Origin of the sequence: Pseudomonas marginalis (assembly GCF_001645105.1) — a bacterium.
In the GTDB taxonomy this organism is placed as follows: domain Bacteria; phylum Pseudomonadota; class Gammaproteobacteria; order Pseudomonadales; family Pseudomonadaceae; genus Aquipseudomonas; species Aquipseudomonas petroselini.
The window spans coordinates 77565-95822 of sequence record NZ_LKEG01000060.1 but is presented as its reverse complement, the minus strand read 5'-3'; the positions used below and the strand labels follow the sequence as shown (position 1 = coordinate 95822).

At 62.1% G+C, this 18258-nt stretch carries 16 protein-coding genes; 12 read left to right on the top strand and 4 right to left on the bottom strand.

The window, feature by feature from the left end:
* Positions 1 to 34 precede the first annotated feature (34 nt).
* The 3 genes from hydA to preA all read left to right on the top strand — a co-directional run bounded on the left by hydA (position 35) and on the right by preA (position 4246).
* Positions 35 to 1474 (top strand): dihydropyrimidinase, encoded by a 1440-nt coding sequence (gene hydA / locus AO064_RS28190; RefSeq protein WP_046035773.1) that lies wholly within the window; start codon positions 35 to 37, stop codon positions 1472 to 1474.
* A gap of 130 nt (positions 1475 to 1604) precedes the next feature.
* Positions 1605 to 2972: an NAD(P)-dependent oxidoreductase gene (locus AO064_RS28185; RefSeq protein WP_064055307.1), complete on the top strand. Its 1368-nt coding sequence runs from the start codon at positions 1605 to 1607 to the stop codon at positions 2970 to 2972.
* Entirely contained in the window at positions 2969 to 4246 is a 1278-nt protein-coding gene (gene preA, locus AO064_RS28180; protein WP_183143948.1) for an NAD-dependent dihydropyrimidine dehydrogenase subunit PreA, read from the top strand. The genes AO064_RS28185 and preA overlap by 4 nt, the downstream gene beginning before the upstream one ends.
* A gap of 119 nt (positions 4247 to 4365) precedes the next feature.
* Here the strand turns inward: preA and AO064_RS28175 are convergent, their stop codons facing one another.
* Positions 4366 to 4986, bottom strand: a complete 621-nt coding sequence (locus AO064_RS28175) for a TetR/AcrR family transcriptional regulator (protein WP_043205574.1) — start codon at positions 4984 to 4986, stop codon at positions 4366 to 4368.
* A 116-nt stretch (positions 4987 to 5102) separates the two neighbouring features.
* Here AO064_RS28175 and copC point away from each other — a divergent pair, with 116 nt between their 5' ends.
* The 9 genes from copC (at position 5103) to AO064_RS28130 (ending at position 13484) form a co-directional block, all read left to right on the top strand.
* Complete coding sequence (gene copC / locus AO064_RS28170; RefSeq protein WP_015884740.1) at positions 5103 to 5468, top strand: copper homeostasis periplasmic binding protein CopC; 366 nt, start codon at positions 5103 to 5105, stop codon at positions 5466 to 5468.
* Between the two features lie 3 nt (positions 5469 to 5471).
* On the top strand, positions 5472 to 6329 hold the full coding sequence (copD, locus tag AO064_RS28165; protein WP_015884741.1) for a copper homeostasis membrane protein CopD: 858 nt from the start codon (positions 5472 to 5474) through the stop codon (positions 6327 to 6329).
* Between the two features lie 163 nt (positions 6330 to 6492).
* Entirely contained in the window at positions 6493 to 7755 is a 1263-nt protein-coding gene (locus AO064_RS28160) for an OprD family porin (protein ID WP_015884742.1), read from the top strand.
* 220 nt (positions 7756 to 7975) lie between these two features.
* The gene (locus AO064_RS28155; protein ID WP_015884743.1) at positions 7976 to 8794 is read left to right on the top strand and encodes an NAD-dependent epimerase/dehydratase family protein; all 819 of its coding nucleotides are present in this window, start codon (positions 7976 to 7978) and stop codon (positions 8792 to 8794) included.
* 30 nt (positions 8795 to 8824) lie between these two features.
* Positions 8825 to 9700 (top strand): SMP-30/gluconolactonase/LRE family protein, encoded by an 876-nt coding sequence (locus tag AO064_RS28150; RefSeq protein ID WP_064055305.1) that lies wholly within the window; start codon positions 8825 to 8827, stop codon positions 9698 to 9700.
* Positions 9701 to 9751: 51 nt separating this feature from the next.
* Complete coding sequence (locus AO064_RS28145) at positions 9752 to 10714, top strand: TRAP transporter substrate-binding protein (RefSeq protein ID WP_064055304.1); 963 nt, start codon at positions 9752 to 9754, stop codon at positions 10712 to 10714.
* Between the two features lie 64 nt (positions 10715 to 10778).
* Complete coding sequence (locus tag AO064_RS28140; RefSeq protein ID WP_064055303.1) at positions 10779 to 11306, top strand: TRAP transporter small permease; 528 nt, start codon at positions 10779 to 10781, stop codon at positions 11304 to 11306.
* A gap of 1 nt (position 11307) precedes the next feature.
* Positions 11308 to 12588 (top strand): TRAP transporter large permease, encoded by a 1281-nt coding sequence (locus AO064_RS28135; protein WP_015884747.1) that lies wholly within the window; start codon positions 11308 to 11310, stop codon positions 12586 to 12588.
* Between the two features lie 2 nt (positions 12589 to 12590).
* Positions 12591 to 13484 carry an aldose 1-epimerase gene (locus AO064_RS28130; RefSeq protein WP_064055427.1) on the top strand — a complete coding sequence of 298 codons (894 nt, stop codon included), beginning with the start codon at positions 12591 to 12593 and terminating at the stop codon, positions 13482 to 13484.
* A 76-nt stretch (positions 13485 to 13560) separates the two neighbouring features.
* Here the strand turns inward: AO064_RS28130 and AO064_RS28125 are convergent, their stop codons facing one another.
* The 3 genes from AO064_RS28125 to AO064_RS28110 form a co-directional block, all read right to left on the bottom strand.
* Positions 13561 to 14712: an HlyD family secretion protein gene (locus AO064_RS28125; RefSeq protein ID WP_064055302.1), complete on the bottom strand. Its 1152-nt coding sequence runs from the start codon at positions 14710 to 14712 to the stop codon at positions 13561 to 13563.
* Positions 14709 to 16355, bottom strand: a complete 1647-nt coding sequence (locus AO064_RS28120; RefSeq protein WP_064055301.1) for an MFS transporter — start codon at positions 16353 to 16355, stop codon at positions 14709 to 14711. The genes AO064_RS28125 and AO064_RS28120 overlap by 4 nt, the downstream gene beginning before the upstream one ends.
* Before the next feature lie 386 nt (positions 16356 to 16741).
* Entirely contained in the window at positions 16742 to 18220 is a 1479-nt protein-coding gene (locus tag AO064_RS28110; protein WP_064055299.1) for a DASS family sodium-coupled anion symporter, read from the bottom strand.
* Positions 18221 to 18258: the final 38 nt, after the last annotated feature.

The following is an 18258-nucleotide window of genomic DNA, read 5'->3' as shown; positions in this document are numbered from 1 at the left end:
GGCACAAGCCGGTCAAGCCTGTGAGGAACTCGACATGTCGCTGTTGATCCGTGGCGCCACCGTTATTACCCATGATGAAAGTTACCGCGCCGATGTGTTATGCGCAGGCGGTCTAATTCGCGCCATTGGCACGAACCTGGACGTTCCCGCCGGCACTGAGATACTCGATGGCAGCGGTCAATATTTGATGCCCGGCGGCATCGACCCCCACACCCACATGCAACTGCCCTTCATGGGCACCGTGGCCAGTGAAGACTTTTTCAGTGGCACGGCAGCAGGCCTGGCGGGGGGCACTACGTCGATCATCGACTTTGTGATCCCCAACCCGCAGCAATCCTTGATGGACGCTTTTCACCAGTGGCGCGGCTGGGCGGAAAAATCCGCGTCCGACTATGGCTTCCATGTGGCGATTACCTGGTGGAGCGAGCAGGTGCGCGAGGAAATGGCCGAGCTGGTCAGCCACCATGGCATCAACAGCTTCAAGCATTTCATGGCCTACAAAAACGCGATCATGGCGGCGGACGACACCCTGGTCGCCAGCTTCGAGCGTTGCCTGGAATTGGGCGCGGTGCCCACCGTGCACGCCGAGAACGGCGAGCTGGTGTACCACCTGCAACGCAAACTGATGGCCCAGGGCATCACCGGGCCGGAAGCGCACCCGCTGTCGCGCCCATCCCAGGTTGAAGGTGAAGCGGCCAGCCGCGCGATCCGCATCGCCGAGACTATCGGCACGCCGCTGTACCTGGTGCACGTGTCGACCAAAGAAGCGCTGGATGAGATCACCTATGCGCGCAGCAAGGGCCAACCGGTGTATGGCGAAGTCCTCGCTGGCCACCTGCTGCTGGACGACAGCGTCTACCAACACCCCGACTGGCAAACCGCCGCCGGCTACGTGATGAGCCCGCCGTTCCGCCCGCGCGGGCATCAGGAGGCGCTGTGGCATGGCCTGCAATCCGGCAACCTGCACACCACCGCCACCGACCATTGCTGCTTCTGCGCCGAGCAAAAAGCCGCCGGTCGAGACGACTTCAGCAAGATCCCCAACGGTACCGCCGGCATCGAAGACCGCATGGCGCTGCTGTGGGACGAAGGCGTCAACACCGGGCGCCTGTCGATGCAGGAGTTCGTCGCGCTGACCTCCACCAACACCGCGAAGATCTTCAACCTCTACCCGCGCAAAGGCGCGATCCGCGTGGGGGCGGATGCCGACCTGGTGTTGTGGGACCCCGAGGGTACACGGACCATTTCCGCCAAGACCCATCACCAGCAGGTCGACTTCAATATCTTCGAAGGCAAGACCGTGCGCGGTGTGCCGAGCCACACCATCAGCCAGGGCAAGCTGGTCTGGGCCGATGGCGACCTGAGGGCCGAGCGCGGTGCGGGGCGGTATGTGGAGCGGCCGGCGTACCCGGCGGTGTTTGAGCAGTTGAGCAAGCGGGCAGCGCATTCCAAGCCGGTTGCTGTGAACCGCTGAGACCGCTATCGGGAGCAAGCGCCCTCCCACCCAATGTGGGTGGGCGCTTGCTCCCGATGAGGCCAGTACAGGCAACACAAAAACCACTGCCCATCAGAGGCAGCACCTCAATAACCGTGAGGCCACCACCGTGATCCAGACCCTGACCCACCTCCCCCATCCCGTTGAGGATGGAGCCACCCTCGCCAGCCATTTCACCGACCTGGCACCGCCCCTCAACGCACGCCAGGCACAATTGGAAGCCTCGCGCTGCCTGTATTGCTACGACGCGCCGTGCGTGAACGCGTGCCCCAGCGAGATCGACATCCCCTCGTTCATCCGCAACATCCACACCGACAACGTGCAAGGTGCCGCGCAGAAAATCCTCTCGGCCAACATCCTCGGCGGCAGCTGCGCGCGGGTGTGCCCCACCGAGATCCTGTGCCAGCAGGCCTGCGTGCGCAATAACGCCGAAGAATGCGCCCCGGTGCTGATCGGCCTGCTGCAACGCTATGCCATCGACAACGCGCACTTCAGCGAACACCCCTTCCAGCGCGCCGCCCCCACCGGCAAGCGCATCGCCGTGGTCGGCGCCGGGCCTGCCGGTTTGGCCTGCGCCCATCGCGCCGCCCTGCACGGCCATGACGTGGTGATCTTCGAAGCCCGCGAGAAAGCCGGTGGCCTGAATGAATACGGAATCGCCAAGTACAAACTGGTGGACGACTTCGCCCAGAAAGAGCTGGATTTCCTCCTGCAGATCGGCGGCATCGAGATCCGCCACGGCCAGCGCCTGGGGGACACTCTCACCCTCAGCGAACTGCATCAGCAATTCGATTCGGTATTCCTAGGGCTCGGCCTGGCCGCGAGCAAACAGCTGGGCCTGCCCCACGAGGACGCACCCGGCCTGCTCGCCGCCACCGACTACATCCGCGAACTGCGCCAGGCCGATGACCTCACACAACTGCCCCTGGCCGACCGCTGCATCGTGCTCGGTGCCGGCAATACCGCCATCGACATGGCCGTGCAAATGGCCCGCCTCGGCGCCCGCGACGTCAACCTCGTCTACCGTCGAGGCCTGGCCGACATGGGCGCGACCCACCATGAACAGGACATCGCCAAGGCCAACCAAGTGCGCCTGCTGACCTGGGCCCAACCCGAAGAAGTGCTGCTGGATGACAAGGGCCATGTGCGCGGCATGCGTTTCGCCCGCACGCGCCTGGACAACGGCCGCCTGCAACCCACCGGCGAAACCTTCGAACTGGCTGCCGATGCGATCTTCAAGGCCATCGGCCAGGGTTTTGACGGCGAGGCACTGCACGATCCACTGGCACAACAGCTGCACCGCGTGGGCGAGCGCATCTTCGTCGACGAGCAGCTGCGCACCAGTATTCCCGGGGTTTACGCCGGTGGCGACTGCGTCAGCCTCGGCCAGGACCTCACCGTGCAGGCCGTGCAACATGGCAAGCTGGCCGCCGAAGCCATGCACGCCCAACTCATGCTGAATGTGGAGGCTGCATAATGGCCGATCTCTCGATTGTATTCGCCGGTATCAAGGCCCCCAACCCGTTCTGGCTGGCCTCCGCGCCGCCCACCGACAAAGCCTACAATGTGGTTCGCGCGTTTGAAGCTGGCTGGGGCGGCGTGGTGTGGAAAACCCTGGGTGAAGACCCGGCGGCGGTCAACGTGTCGTCGCGCTACTCGGCGCACTTCGGTGCCAACCGCGAAGTGCTGGGCATCAACAATATCGAGTTGATCACCGACCGCTCGCTGGAGATCAACCTGCGGGAAATCACCCAGGTAAAAAAGGACTGGCCGGATCGAGCGCTGATCGTGTCGCTGATGGTGCCGTGCGTTGAGGAGTCCTGGAAAAACATCCTGCCGCGGGTGGAAGCCACCGGTTGCGACGGTATCGAACTGAACTTCGGTTGCCCCCACGGCATGCCCGAACGTGGCATGGGCGCGGCGGTGGGCCAGGTGCCGGAGTATGTGGAACAGGTGACGCGCTGGTGCAAGACGTATTGCTCGCTGCCGGTGATCGTCAAGCTCACGCCGAACATCACCGACATCCGCGTCGCGGCGCGGGCGGCGTATCGCGGGGGGGCCGACGCGGTGTCGCTGATCAACACCATCAACTCCATCACCAGCGTGGACCTGGAACGCATGGTCGCCCTGCCGATGGTCGGCACTCAGAGCACCCACGGCGGCTACTGCGGTTCAGCGGTGAAGCCGATTGCGCTGAACATGGTCGCCGAAATCGCCCGTGACCCGCAAACACAAGGCCTGCCGATCTGCGGCATCGGCGGTATCGGTAACTGGCGCGACGCGGCGGAATTCGTCGCCCTGGGCTGCGGCGCGGTGCAGGTGTGCACGGCGGCGATGCTGCATGGGTTTCGGATCGTGGACGAGATGAAGGACGGGCTGTCGCGGTGGATGGACAGTCAGGGTTACACCAGCCTGCAGGAATTTTCCGGTCGTGCGGTGGGCAATACGACGGATTGGAAGTACCTGGATATCAACTATCAGGTGATTGCGAAGATTGATCAGGAAGCCTGCATTGGTTGTGGGCGTTGCCATATCGCCTGCGAGGATACGTCGCACCAGGCGATCGCGAGCTTGAAGCAGGCGGATGGCACGCATCAATACGAAGTGATTGATGATGAGTGTGTGGGCTGCAACCTATGTCAGATCACGTGCCCGGTGGCCGATTGCATCGAGATGGTACCGATAGACACCGGCAAGCCGTTTTTGAATTGGACGCAGGATCCGCGGAATCCTTACCGGGAGGCTGTGTAGGCCTTTAGACCGCCATCGGGGGCAAGCCCCCTCCCACATTCGACCGCATTCTTTCAGGTGAAATGCATTCAGGTGTGGGAGGGGCTTGCCCCCGATGAGGCCCTCAGCCCCAACAAAGATCAAGGCTCCAACCCAATCCCGCGCAAAATCACACCCGTCACCGTCTGTATTGCCCTCTCGAACTGCATGTCCGACAACGGCTGGTGATCATTCAGGATCTTCACCTGATGATCAAAGTCGGCGTAGTGCTGCGTCGAGGCCCAGATCATGTACAGCAGGCTCGACGGCTCCACCGGGAGGATGCGTTTGTCTTCCACCCACTGGCGAATTTTCGCTTCCTTCATCTTGGCCCAGTCGTACAGGCTTTCATCCAGCGCCTCGCCGAGCGTCGGCGCGCCATGGATGATTTCGTTGGCCCAGACTTTCGAGCCATACGGCCGCGTACGCGAGCGCTGCATTTTGGCGCGGATATAACTGCTGAGCACCACCCGTGGGTCATCGAAGGTTTCGAAGCTCAGGGCGTCCTGTTTCCACACTTCCAGCAGGTCGAACAGCACGGCGCTGTAAAGCTCGCTCTTGGTGGTGAAGTAGTAATGCAGGTTGGAGCGCGGCAGTTGCACTTCTTGCGCGATATCGGCCATGGCGGTGCTGCCATAGCCCTTTTCGGCGAAGATTTTCTCCGCCGCCAAAAGGATTTTCTCGACGTTGACCCGACGAATTCCGATCTTGTGATTGCCCATAAGGGCTCCCTGACGACGACATGCCACAAAGACTACCATCCGCTCTAGATCGGGGCGACAAGCGAAGTCGAAACTTCGTACACTCCCGGCTCCTATCCATTGATTGGTCTTGCCCAATGTTGATCAAGAAAGCCCTGACTGCCGTCGCCCTGCTCGCCTCCCTGCTGGGCGCCTCAGCCGCATTTGCCCATGCCCACTTGAAAAGCGCTACCCCTGCCGCCGACAGCACCGTCGCCGCCCCTGCCGACCTGCGCCTGACCTTCAGCGAGGGCGTCGAAGCCACGTTCACCAAGGTGTCCCTGAGCAAGGACGGTACCGAAGTCGCCATCAAGGGCCTGGAAACCCCGGACGCCGACAAGAAAACCCTGGTGGTCACGCCGGCCGCCCCTCTTGCCGCCGGGAACTACAAAGTGGTGTGGAACGCGGTGTCGGTCGACACCCATAAGAGCAACGGCGAATACAGCTTCAAGGTCGGCCAATAACCCATGGCGACGCTGTTGGTGCTGTGCCGTTTCCTGCATTTCATCGTCGTGTTGCTGATGTTCGGGGCCTGCGTATTCAGGCCCTGGCTGCTGGGCGCTGAACCGCAGCCGGCGCTGGACCGGCAGTTGCTGCGCATCACGCGCGCCCTGGCCTGGCTCGGGCTGATCTCTGGCGTGGCGTGGTTGATACTGATCACCGCCAGCATGGCCGGCAGTTGGGACGCGGCGCTGCAACCGGCCACCGTGCAGTTGGTGTTGGGCAAGACGTTTTTTGGCCAGGTCTGGGCCTGGCATCTGTTGCTCAACCTGCTGCTGGTGATGGTGCTGATCAGGCCCTGGGCGGCGCTGCGCCTGCCCTTGATCGCGCTGCTGCTGGCAACCCTCGCTCCCGTCGGCCATGGCGCGATGCTCGATGGCCTGAGCGGGCAATTGCTGATCCTCAACCAAGTGGTGCATTTAGTATGCGTCGGCGCCTGGCTCGGCGGGTTGTTGGTGCTGGTGCTGATCCTCAGGCAGCCGCAACGCTTCGCGCTGGAACCGATCCTGCGGCGCTTCAGCGGTGTGGGTTATGGGCTGGTGACGGGCTTGCTGATGACTGGGCTGATCAATGTGCGCGTGCTCACCGGGCAGCTGTGGCCCACACCGCTGTTCGATGGGTTTGCGTTGATCTTGCTGATCAAGGTGATGTTGGTGCTGGGCATGCTGGCGCTGGCGTTGCTGAATCGTTTGCGCCTGGAGCGTTGTGACGAGCGACTGGGCAGTTTGAAGTCCAGCGTGATGCTGGAATGGTTACTAGGTGTTTCGGCGGTGGCGGCCGTTTCCCTGCTGGGTACGTTGCCGCCCATGGTTCTGGCAGGCTGATTCCCCCCGCCCACCTTGACCCTGCCCACTTTTGACCAATGCCGAGCCAGTCATCCTATAACTTCCAGTTGACAAGCCCTGAAAACCCCGCAAATATCCCGCTCGATGTTGTACGACGACGTATAACAAATAATAAAAACAACAAACGAAAGGGAGCTCCACCGTGAGTCAATTCGCCCGCAATTCGTCCTCGTGTATCGGCCTCATCGCGCTCGGCAGCCTGGCGTTCACCCTCCCCCCCAGCGTCCACGCCGAAGGTTTTATCGACGACGCCAAGGCCACGCTCAACCTGCGCAACGCCTACTTCAACCGCAACTTCACCAACCCGACCAACCCCCAGGGCAAGGCCGAAGAGTGGACGCAGAGCTTCATTCTCGATGCGAAGTCCGGCTTCACCCAGGGCACCGTGGGTTTCGGAATTGATGTGCTGGGCCTGTATTCGCAAAAGCTGGATGGCGGCAAAGGCACTGGCGGTACGCAACTGCTGCCGATCCACGACGACGGCCGCCCTGCCGATAACTTCGGGCGCCTGGGCGTGGCGCTGAAGACAAAACTGTCGAAGACCGAATTGAAGGTCGGCGAATGGATGCCGGTACTGCCGATCCTGCGCTCCGACGATGGCCGCTCACTGCCCCAGACCTTTCGTGGCGGCCAGGTCACCTCCAACGAGATCGCCGGCCTGACGCTCTATGGCGGCCAGTTTCGCGGCAACAGCCCGCGCAACGACGCGAGCATGGAAGACATGTTCATGAACGGCAGGGCCGCGTTTACCTCCGACCGCTTCAACTTCGGCGGCGGCGAATACACCTTCAACGACAAGCGCACCCAGGTCGGCCTGTGGTACGCCGAATTGACCGATATCTACCAGCAGCAATACTTCAACCTCACACACAGCCAGCCGGTGGGTGACTGGACCCTAGGCGCCAATCTCGGCTTCTTCAACGGCAAGGAAGACGGCAGCGCCCTGGCCGGCGACCTCGATAACAAGACCGCCTTCGCCCTGCTTTCGGCCAAATACAACGGTCACACCTTCTACGTGGGCTTGCAGAAACTCACCGGCGACAGCGCCTGGATGCGCATCAACGGCACCAGCGGCGGCACCCTGGCCAACGACAGCTACAACGCCAGCTACGACAACGCCAAGGAAAAATCCTGGCAGTTGCGTCACGACTTCAACTTCGTGGTGCTCGGCGTGCCGGGGCTGACCCTGATGAACCGCTATATCAGCGGCAGCAATGTGCACACCGGCGCGATCACCGATGGCAAGGAATGGGGCCGTGAATCGGAACTGGCCTACACGGTGCAGAGCGGTGCACTGAAGAACCTCAACGTGAAGTGGCGCAACTCGACCATGCGTCGGGATTTCAGCAACAACGAGTTTGATGAGAACCGGATCTTTATCAGCTATCCGATCTCGTTGCTTTAAAAGTTGTTGATGACCTGAAAACCCGTGCACAACCCCTGTGGGAGGGGGCTTGCTCCCGATGGTGGTGTATCAGGCACCGAATGCACTGCTGACACACCGCTATCGGGAGCAAGCCCCCTTTGAATCTCATTCGTCTGGAAGAACGTTGACAACCTGGGGGATCACTCACAATACTTCGGCATAGTCATACGACAACCTACAACAAAAATTTGGAATCCCCATGACCACGACCACCCCCGCTCCCTTCAACCGCCTACTGCTCACCGGCGCCGCCGGCGGCCTGGGCAAAGTCCTGCGTGAACGCCTGCGTCCTTACGCCCACGTGCTGCGCCTGTCCGACATCGCCAACATGGCGCCGGCTGCCGACGCGTCCGAAGAAGTGCACACCTGCGACCTCGCCGACAAGCACGCCGTGCACCAGTTGGTGGAAGGTGTCGATGCGATCCTGCACTTTGGCGGCGTTTCGGTTGAGCGTTCGTTCGAAGAAGTCCTCGGCGCCAATATCAGCGGCATTTTCCATATCTACGAGGCCGCCCGCCGCCACGGTGTGAAGCGCGTGATTTTCGCCAGCTCCAACCATGTCATCGGCTTCTATAAACAAGGCGAGAAAATCGACGCCCACTCCCCTCGCCGGCCGGACAGCTACTACGGCCTGTCCAAGTCCTACGGCGAAGACATGGCGAGCTTCTACTTCGACCGCTATGGCATCGAGACCGTCAGTATCCGCATCGGCTCGTCGTTCCCGGAACCGCAGAACCGTCGGATGATGCACACCTGGCTGAGCTTCGACGACCTCACTCAACTGCTTGAGCGCGCGCTGTACACACCGAACGTCGGCCACACCGTGGTCTACGGCATGTCGGATAACCTCGACACTTGGTGGGACAACCGCTACGCCGCACACCTGGGCTACGCCCCCAAAGACAGCTCCGAAGTCTTCCGCGCGCAGGTCGAAACCCAGCCACCGGTCGCCGCCGACGACCCGGCCAAGGTTTATCAGGGCGGTGCGTTCTGCGCCGCTGGGCCGTTCGGTGACTGAGCGCACAACAACCCAAGGGAATGAGTTGCCATGAACGCTGAATTGATTGTCGACGCCCGCAATGCCGTGGGCGAATGCCCGGTGTGGGTGCCGGAGGAAAACGCCCTGTACTGGGTGGATATTCCCAACGGTGGCCTGCAACGCTGGAGCGCCGACACCGGCCACGTTGCCGCCTGGACTGCCCCGCAGATGCTCGCCTGTATCGCCCGCACCGACGCGGGCAACTGGGTCGCGGGGATGGAAACCGGCTTCTTCCAACTCACCCCGCACAACGACGGCAGCCTCGACACCACGTCTCTGGCGAGCGTCGCGCACCCTCGCCCGGACATGCGCCTCAACGACGGCCGCTGTGATCGCCAGGGCCGTTTCTGGGCCGGTAGCATGGTGCTGAACATGGGCGCGAATGCAGCCGAAGGCATCCTCTATCGCTATGCATCGGGTTCATTGCCCCATGCCCAGTTGAACGGTTTCATCACCCTCAACGGCCTGGCCTTCAGCCCCGATGGCCGCACGATGTACGCCTCGGATTCACACCCGCTGGTGCAACAGATCTGGGCCTTCGATTACGACATCGACACCGGCACGCCGTCCAATCGCCGCGTGTTCGTGGACATGCACAAGCACCTCGGCCGCCCCGACGGCGCCGCCGTGGATGCCGATGGCTGCTACTGGATCTGCGCCAACGACGCCGGGCTCATCCACCGCTTCACCCCCGAGGGGCGTCTCGACCGCTCCCTCACCGTACCGGTGAAAAAACCCACCATGTGCGCCTTTGGCGGCAGTCGCCTGGACACCCTGTACGTCACCTCGATCCGTGACGACCAGAGTGAGCAGTCGCTGGCCGGCGGCGTATTCGCCCTCAACCCTGGCATCACCGGTTTACCCGAGCCCACGTTCACCCTCTAGCTGCATCGCTGTGCCTTGAATACAACAATAACAAGACTGGAGACGTACCCCATGGACTTCAAACGCACCTTGCTCGCCGCTGCATGCTTCGCCCTGAGCAGCGCCGCCCACGCGCTGGAAATCAAATTCGCCGACATCCACCCCGCCGGCTACCCCACCGTCGTGGCCGAAGAAAACATGGGCAAGGCCCTGACCAAGGAAAGCAACGGCGAACTGACCTTCAAATACTTCCCTGGCGGTGTGCTGGGCTCCGAGAAAGAAGTGGTCGAGCAGGCCCAGGTCGGCGCCGTGCAGATGACCCGCGTCAGCCTCGGTATCGTCGGCCCGGTGGTCCCGGACGTGAACGTCTTCAACTTGCCGTTCGTGTTCCGTGACCAGGCCCATATGCGCAAGGTCATCGACGGCGAGATCGGCGACGAGATCCTCGCCAAGATCACCGACTCCGAGTTCGGCCTGGTCGCCCTGGCCTGGATGGACGGCGGCACGCGCAACCTCTACACCAAGAAGCCGGTGCGCAAGATCGAAGACCTGAAGGGCATGAAGATCCGCGTGCAAGGCAACCCGTTGTTCATCGACGCCTTTAATGCCATGGGTGCCAACGGCATCGCCATGGACACCGGCGAGATCTTCAGCGCCCTGCAGACCGGCGTGATCGACGGTGCGGAAAACAACCCACCCACCATGCTGGAACACAACCACTTCCAGAATGCCAAGTACTACACCCTCACCGAGCACTTGATCCTGCCGGAACCCATCGTGATGTCGAAAATCACCTGGAACAAACTCACCCCCGCGCAACAGGACATGGTGAAAAAAGCCGCCAAGGCCGCCCAGGCTGACGAGCGCGTGCTGTGGGACGCCAAGTCCGCCAGCAGTGAGGAAAAACTCAAAAAGGCTGGCGTCGAGTTCATCACCGTCGACAAAAAACCTTTCTATGACGCCACCGCAGCGGTACGAGCGAAGTACGGCGCACCCTACGCCGACATCATCAAGCGTATCGACGCCGTTCAGTAACTTTCCTTCCTCTTAGCAAGGCCCGGCGCGGCCCATGCGGACGCGCCCGGTTACGGTGAACGCCATGAAGAATTTACTGCTGCGCATCAACGACCGCATCTACATGACCTGCATCTGGGTCGCCGGCCTCTCGGTACTCGGGGTCGCACTGATCATCCCCTGGGGCATCTTCGCCCGCTATATCCTCGGCACCGGCTCGAGTTGGCCGGAACCCACCGCCATCCTGCTGATGCTGGTGTTCACGTTTGTCGGCGCGGCCGCCAGTTACCGCGCGGGGGCCCACATGTCGGTGGCGGTAGTGACCGACCGCCTGGCACCGCGCCAACGCCAAGTGGTCGGCGTCGTCTCACAACTGTTGATGGCCATCATCTGCCTGTTCATGACCATCTGGGGCACCAAGCTGTGCCTGTCCACCTGGAACCAGTTCATGAGCGCCATCCCCACCCTGCGCGTGGGCATCACCTATATGCCGATTCCCATTGGCGGCCTGCTGACGCTGATCTTTGTCGTGGAAAAACTCCTGCTCGGTGACCAGAGCAATCGTCGGGTCGTGCGTTTCGATCTGGTTGAAGAAAGCGAAGGGGCCGCCTGATATGGACGCATTGATTCTGTTGGGCAGTTTTATCGCCTTGATCCTGATCGGCATGCCCGTGGCCTATGCCCTCGGGCTGTCGGCGCTGATCGGCGCGTGGTGGATCGACATTCCGTTCCAGGCCCTGATGATTCAGGTGGCCGGCGGGGTGAACAAGTTTTCGCTGATGGCGATTCCGTTCTTTGTGCTGGCCGGGGCGATCATGGCCGAAGGTGGCATGTCGCGGCGGCTGGTGGCGTTTGCCGGGGTGCTGGTGGGCTTTGTGCGGGGCGGCCTGTCCTTGGTGAATATCATGGCCTCGACGTTTTTCGGCGCGATTTCCGGTTCGTCGGTGGCGGACACCGCCTCGGTCGGTTCGGTGCTGATTCCGGAAATGGAACGCCGCGGGTATCCCCGTGAGTTCGCCACGGCCGTGACCGTCAGCGGTTCGGTGCAGGCGCTGCTGACCCCGCCCAGCCATAACTCGGTGCTTTACTCCCTCGCGGCGGGCGGCACGGTGTCGATCGCCTCACTGTTCATGGCCGGCGTGGTACCGGGCCTGCTGATGAGCGCCTGCCTGATGGTGCTGTGCCTGATCTTCGCGAAAAAGCGCAATTACCCCAAGGGCGACGTCATCCCCTTGAAGCAAGCGCTGAAGATCGCCGCCGACGCACTCTGGGGCTTGATGGCCATGGTGATCATCCTCGGCGGCATCCTCTCAGGCATCTTCACCGCCACCGAGTCCGCTGCGATTGCCGTGCTCTGGGCGTTTTTCGTGACCATGTTCATCTACCGTGACTATAAGTGGCGCGAGCTGCCCAAGCTGATGCACCGCACGGTGCGCACCATTTCCATCGTGATGATCCTGATCGCCTTTGCCGCCAGCTTCGGCTACATCATGACCCTGATGCAGATCCCGGCGAAGATCACCACGATGTTCCTGACCCTGTCGGACAACCGCTACGTGATCCTGATGTGCATCAACGTCATGTTGTTGTTGCTCGGCACGGTGATGGACATGGCGCCATTGATCTTGATCCTCACGCCGATCCTGCTGCCGGTGGTGCTCGGCCTCGGCGTCGACCCGGTGCACTTCGGCATGATCATGCTGGTCAACCTCGGCATTGGCTTGATTACGCCGCCGGTGGGTGCCGTGTTGTTCGTGGGGGCGGCAGTGGGCAAGGTCAGTATCGAGAAAACCGTGAAGGCGCTGCTGCCGTTCTATGGGGTGCTGTTCCTGATCCTGATGGCCGTGACCTACATTCCGGCGCTGTCGCTGTGGCTGCCCAGCGTGGTGCTGTGATGATGATTGAACTTGAAGACAACCTGACCCACCTCACGGTGAATCCGGCCGTGGGCGGCAGCCTCGTCAATTGGACGGTGCGCGCCACCGGGCAGCCGTTGCTGCGCCATAACGATGAGCAGGCGATCCTCACCGGTTTGCCGGGCAAGCTGGGGTGCTATCCGTTGGTGCCTTGGTCCAACCGCATTGCCCACGGGGGTTTCGATAACCCCGAGGGTTGGCTGGCACTCACGCCCAACAGCCTGACCGATCCGCTGCCGATTCACGGTTCGGCCTGGCAGCAAGCGTGGCAGGTGGTCAGCCAGTCGGCGGATGAAGCCGTGCTGGAAGTGCAATGTGACACGCCGTTTGCCTATCGCGCCGAGCAGCGTATTCGCTTGAGCGATGGGGCCTTGCGTATCGAACTGCGGGTGACTCATCTGGCCGAAACAGCCGCCTGGCATGGCGTGGGCTTGCACCCGTACTTTCCGCGTCGGCCGGGCACCCGGTTGCGGGCCAAGGCCGCACAGGTGTGGATGAGTGATGTGTCCAAGCTGCCGACGGGGTTGGCGCCGGTGCCGGGCGAGTGGGATTTCCAAGGATTGAAAAGCCTGCCCGAAGGCCTGGTGGACAATGGGTTTTGCCAGTGGGATGGGCAGTGCCGGATCGAGCAACCGGAGCTGGGGTATGCACTGGAATGCCAGGCGAGCGGCGCGGATTACTTCCTGCTGTATTGCCCGCCGGGGTTGGGGTTCTTTTGCATCGAACCGGTGAGCCATCCGGTGAATGCCCATCACCTGCCGGGGCGGCCCGGTTTGAAACTGCTGGAACAGGGCCAGTCAACCCACCTCACCTTCAACCTGAAATACATTCAAAATGTGGGAGGGGGCTTGCCCCCGATGGCGGTGAATCAGTAATACATTGGGTGGCTGAGACACCGCTATCGGGGGCAAGCCCCCTCCCACAGTTTTGATTTGTGTTGTGTCAGTGATGTCAGGGTGGGCTGTTTTTCAGGCGGCCAGCGGTGTCGATGCTGACGACGACCGACAACCCCGGCCGCAACCGCTCGCTCTCGGCCTGGTCGGGATCCACCGTAATCCTCACCGGCACCCGCTGGGCGATCTTCACGAAGTTGCCAGTAGCGTTGTCTGCCTGCAACAGGCTGAACTCCGAGCCGGTGGCCGGGGAAATATGCTGCACCGTGCCGTGGAATTTGCGGTGGTTCAGGGCGTCGACCGTGAAGGTCACCGGCTGGCCGACCTGCACATTGTCCATCTGGGTCTCTTTCATATTGGCGATCACCCACAGCTGCTTGGGCACCAGCGCCATCAACTGCGCGCCGGAGTTGACGTAGGCCCCCAGGCGCACGCCAATCTGCCCCAACTGACCGTCACGCGGTGCGGTGATGCGGGTGTTGGACAGGTCTATACGCGCCAGCTCCACCGCCGCCTCGGCACTCGCCACGGCCGCTTCCAGGGAACCGCGGTTGACGATCACCGTCTGCAGGTCCTGACGTGCGATTTCCAGGCTGGCCTGGGCCTGGGCCACCGCCGCGACGGTCTGCGCGTTGGCGGCACGGGTTACGTCCAGCTCGCGCTTGGACACCGAACCATAACTGATCAACGCTTCATTGCGGCGCAAGTCGGCCGTGCTTTTGCGCGCCTGCGCCTGGCTGTCCACCAAGGCCGCCTGGCGCAATTTGATCGTGGCTTCGGCGCTGTTGCGCTGCTGCACCACATTCGCCAACGACGCCTTCTGCACCGCCAGTTGCGCCAGCGCCTGGTCGAGGCGCTGCTTGTAGATGCGATCATCCAGGCGCACCAGCAGATCGCCTGCCTTCACGTACTGGAAATCCTGCACCGGCACGTCGAACACATAGCCGCTGAGCTGCGGACCGATAATCGTGACTTGCCCACGCACCAGCGCGTTTTCGGTGGTTTCCACCGCGCTGCTGAACGGCGGCAATTGCCAGGCATACAGCACAATCAACACACCAACGATGGCAATCGCGGCAAAGCCCAGGGACGAGACGATGCGCACCCGCAAGGAGCGCGGCTCGGTCACCGTGGCCCCGGGAGGCGTGCTGCCTTCCGGCGTGGAAGCGATGGCGTTGGTGGTCGTGGTGGTGGAAGTCGGTTCGGTCATGAAGAAGCGCCGCTGGGTTGAACGGAAGGGGCTGCTGCCTGGGTGGTGCTCATCAGCCACAGACTGCGAATAAAGATCCAGATCATGGTCAGTATCGCGATGATCGCGATCAGCATGAAGACATCGTTGTAGGCCATCACGTTCGCTTCACGGGTTGCCGCCGTGGCCAGGCTGCGAATGCCCATCAAGTTGCGCAGCTCGGGGTCGGCGACAATGCCGCCGTAGGCCGAGCCGCCGCTCTGCACCCGCGCGGCCACACGCGGGTCGAGCAGGGTCAGGTGTTCGACGATCATGCTCGAGTGATATTTCTCGCGCACGATCTGGAACGTCCCCAACAACGCTGCGCCGATCAGGCCGCCGAGGTTCTGGCAAATGCCGAACATCACCGAAAAACTCACCAGGTTGCGCGGGTTGGCCAGCACGTTCTTGGTGCCCAGCACCATGGTCGGCCCCAGGAAGAACGTCCCGCCGAAGCCTAGCAGGAACTGGCTGATATACAGGTTCTGCGGCCGGGTCAGGTTGCTGGAAAAGCTGTCCATCACCGACCCCGTGGCCATCAGCGCCAGGGAAATCACCAGCGGCATCAGTAAATGCGCCGGGTTGATGGTCAGGGCGCTGACCGCCAGCCCCGCAATCGCCCCGGCCAGCATCACCACATAGAGCGTGTGCATCTGCTGGTAGCTCATGTTCAACATCTGCATGAACCCCACGGCGCCGGTGGACTGCTCGGACAGCACCATGCGAATCAGGATCACCGCCAGTGCCAGGCGAATCATCACGCCGCTGCCCAGCCAGCGGGTCATGAGCATCGGGTTGGCGCGGTTATGCTCGATGGCCAGGCCGGCCATGATCAGCACCAGGGAGCAGGCCGAGGCCACGCCGATCCACGGTGCCTCCAGCCACCAGTCGATGCGGCCCAGGGACAGCACGGCGCAGAGCAACGCGACACCGGTAGCCAGGATGGCGAAGGTCAGGAAGTCGAGTTTTTCAAAGGTCTTGAAGCGGTCACCGGGCGGTAACTTGAGCAGGAATACACAGCCCAGGCAGATCAGCGCCATGCCCAGTTCGAACAGGTACAGCCCGCGCCATTCGGCGATTTGCAGCAAATCTTCGGAGAACAACCGCGCCAGCGGCAAGGCCAACTGCGCCGTGCCCAACCCCAGCACCAGCGACTTCAAGCGCCACTTGGCCGGGAAAGCCTGGATCATGTAGTACAAGCCCAATGAACTCAGCGCCGCCCCCACCATGCCGTGGGCCGCCCGTACCGCAATGGCGGAGTTGAGGTCGTTGACGAACAAGTGGCCGAAGGTCACCAGCGCATACAGCACGAGGAACACTTCGGTGAATGCGCGCAGGCCGAACTGCTGGCGAAATTTCACCAGCAGCAGGTTCATGCACACGTTGGTCATCACATAGGCGGCGGGGAGCCAGGCCATTTCAGCGGTGGTCGCGCCCAGTGCACCTTGCAGGTATTGCAGGTTGGCGATCACCAGCGCATTACCCAGCCCGCCGGTAATTGCCACCAGCACCCCCACCATCGCGAACAACCAACGCTTATGGGTGGGGTGCAACGGCGTCGACGGCGAACCGGGCAGGCTGGGCCGCTCGTGGGGCTCCCAGGTGTGGGGGGTGTATGTGTTCATTCGATGACCTAGATGACCCGACGCAGGATGTCGGTAAAACCATTACTCAGGGAGTAGTAAACCTGAGGGGAGTTCATCTTGTCATTTCGAAGGAACAATGGGTCATCGAAGTGAGCACGGTAAAACCGGTGGGAGCGGGCTTGCTCGCGACACACCGCCATCGGGGNAGCAGCAAGAGCGAAAAGTAACCCGTGGCGAGGGAGCTTGCTCCCGCTGGACTGCGCAGCAGTCCCAGTCTTTTGAAACAAAGCGCTGGGGCCGCTTCGCGACCCAGCGGGAGCAAGCTCCCTCGCCACAGGTACGGTGCTCATTTTTAACTGACTGGCATTAGGGCAAGCCCCCTCCCACATGGCATCTGCAGTGTATTGGAGACAACCTTCACACTGTCAGACCCAGCCGAGCCAGCTCCAGTAAGTGGCGGCAAACACCAGCATCAGCGCATAGCCGATTAGCGTCACCAGAACCCCCACCTTGGCAAACTGCCGCGCCGTAAACGTCCCTGTTCCCAGGCACACCATATTCTGCGGCGCATTGATCGGCAGAATAAACCCATAACTCATTACAAACCCCAGCAGCATCGTCATCCCCAACCGACTGAACTCCCCCGGCAACGTCTGCAACACCGCAATCAGGATCGGCAACAACGCCGAGGTCAATGCCGTGGCACTGGCAAACCCCAAATGAATCACGATCAAAAACGCCCCAAGAATCGCAAACACCCCCAGCGGCCCAACCTGATCCAACCCCGTGTGAGCCACCACGGCAGCCCCCAACCACTGCCCCGCCTGGGTGGTCAGCAGCGCCGTCCCCAGGCTGATGCCCACCCCAAACACAATCACCGTGCCCCAAGGAATCCGCGACTGCACATCCTTCCAGGTCATCACGCCGATGCCTGGCAGCAACAGAAACACCAACCCCGCATACGTGGTCGAGGTGGTGTCAAAACTGTGCAACCGCCCTTCCGTGGCCCAGGCCAGCAGCAACAACACCGACACCGTCAACAGGCGCTTCTGCGGCCCCGTCATCGGCCCGATGTCCACCAGCGATTGCGCCACCGCCTCTTTACCGCCCGGGATGCTGTCGGTCTCCGGCGGCAGCAATTTGAGCACCAGGAACAGCAACACCGCCGACATGATCAGCGCCCACGGTGCCCCCGCAATCAGCCAGTCGATCCATGACACGCGCTGGCCGAGCATCTTGTCCATAAAGCCGACGGTCAGCAGGTTCTGCGCGGCGGCGGTCTGGATGCCGACGTTCCAGATGCTGGTGCCCTGGGCCACCACGATCATGATGCCGGCCGCGATGTTCGAGCGTCTGTCCACGCCAAACGCAGCGATCACGCCCATCATGATCGGCACCACGCAGGCACTGCGCGCCGTGGCGCTGGGTACAACGAGGCTGAGCAGAATGGTCACCGCAATCGCTCCGAGCAGGATGCGCCGGGTACTCGTGCCGATCCGGCTCAGCGTCACCAGGGCGATGCGCCGGTCCAGACCGGTATGCGTCATCGCGGCGGCGATGAACAACGCGCCCGCCACCAGCGCCAATGCCGGGTTGGAAAAACCGGTCAGCGCCATGCTGATGGCCGGGCTGGTGCCGATCAGATGGACAGGGTCTTGCACCGACGGCGCCGTGCCGAGCAGAAAAGCCATCAGCGAGGTGATCATGATCGCGCTGGCTTCATAGGACACCGCCTCGGTGATCCACACCACCACGGCAAACGCGAGGATCGCCAGCATGCGGTGCCCAGCCACCGGTAAGTCAGCGGGCAGGGGCAACAGCAGCACCCCGGCCATCACCAGCACGGCGACTACCAGGCCCAGGGGAAACTTGAATGATGCGGCGGTTGTGGCGGGGGCGTTCATGGCGGGCTCCATCAGCCTTCAAATCAGGCCGCAAGCAT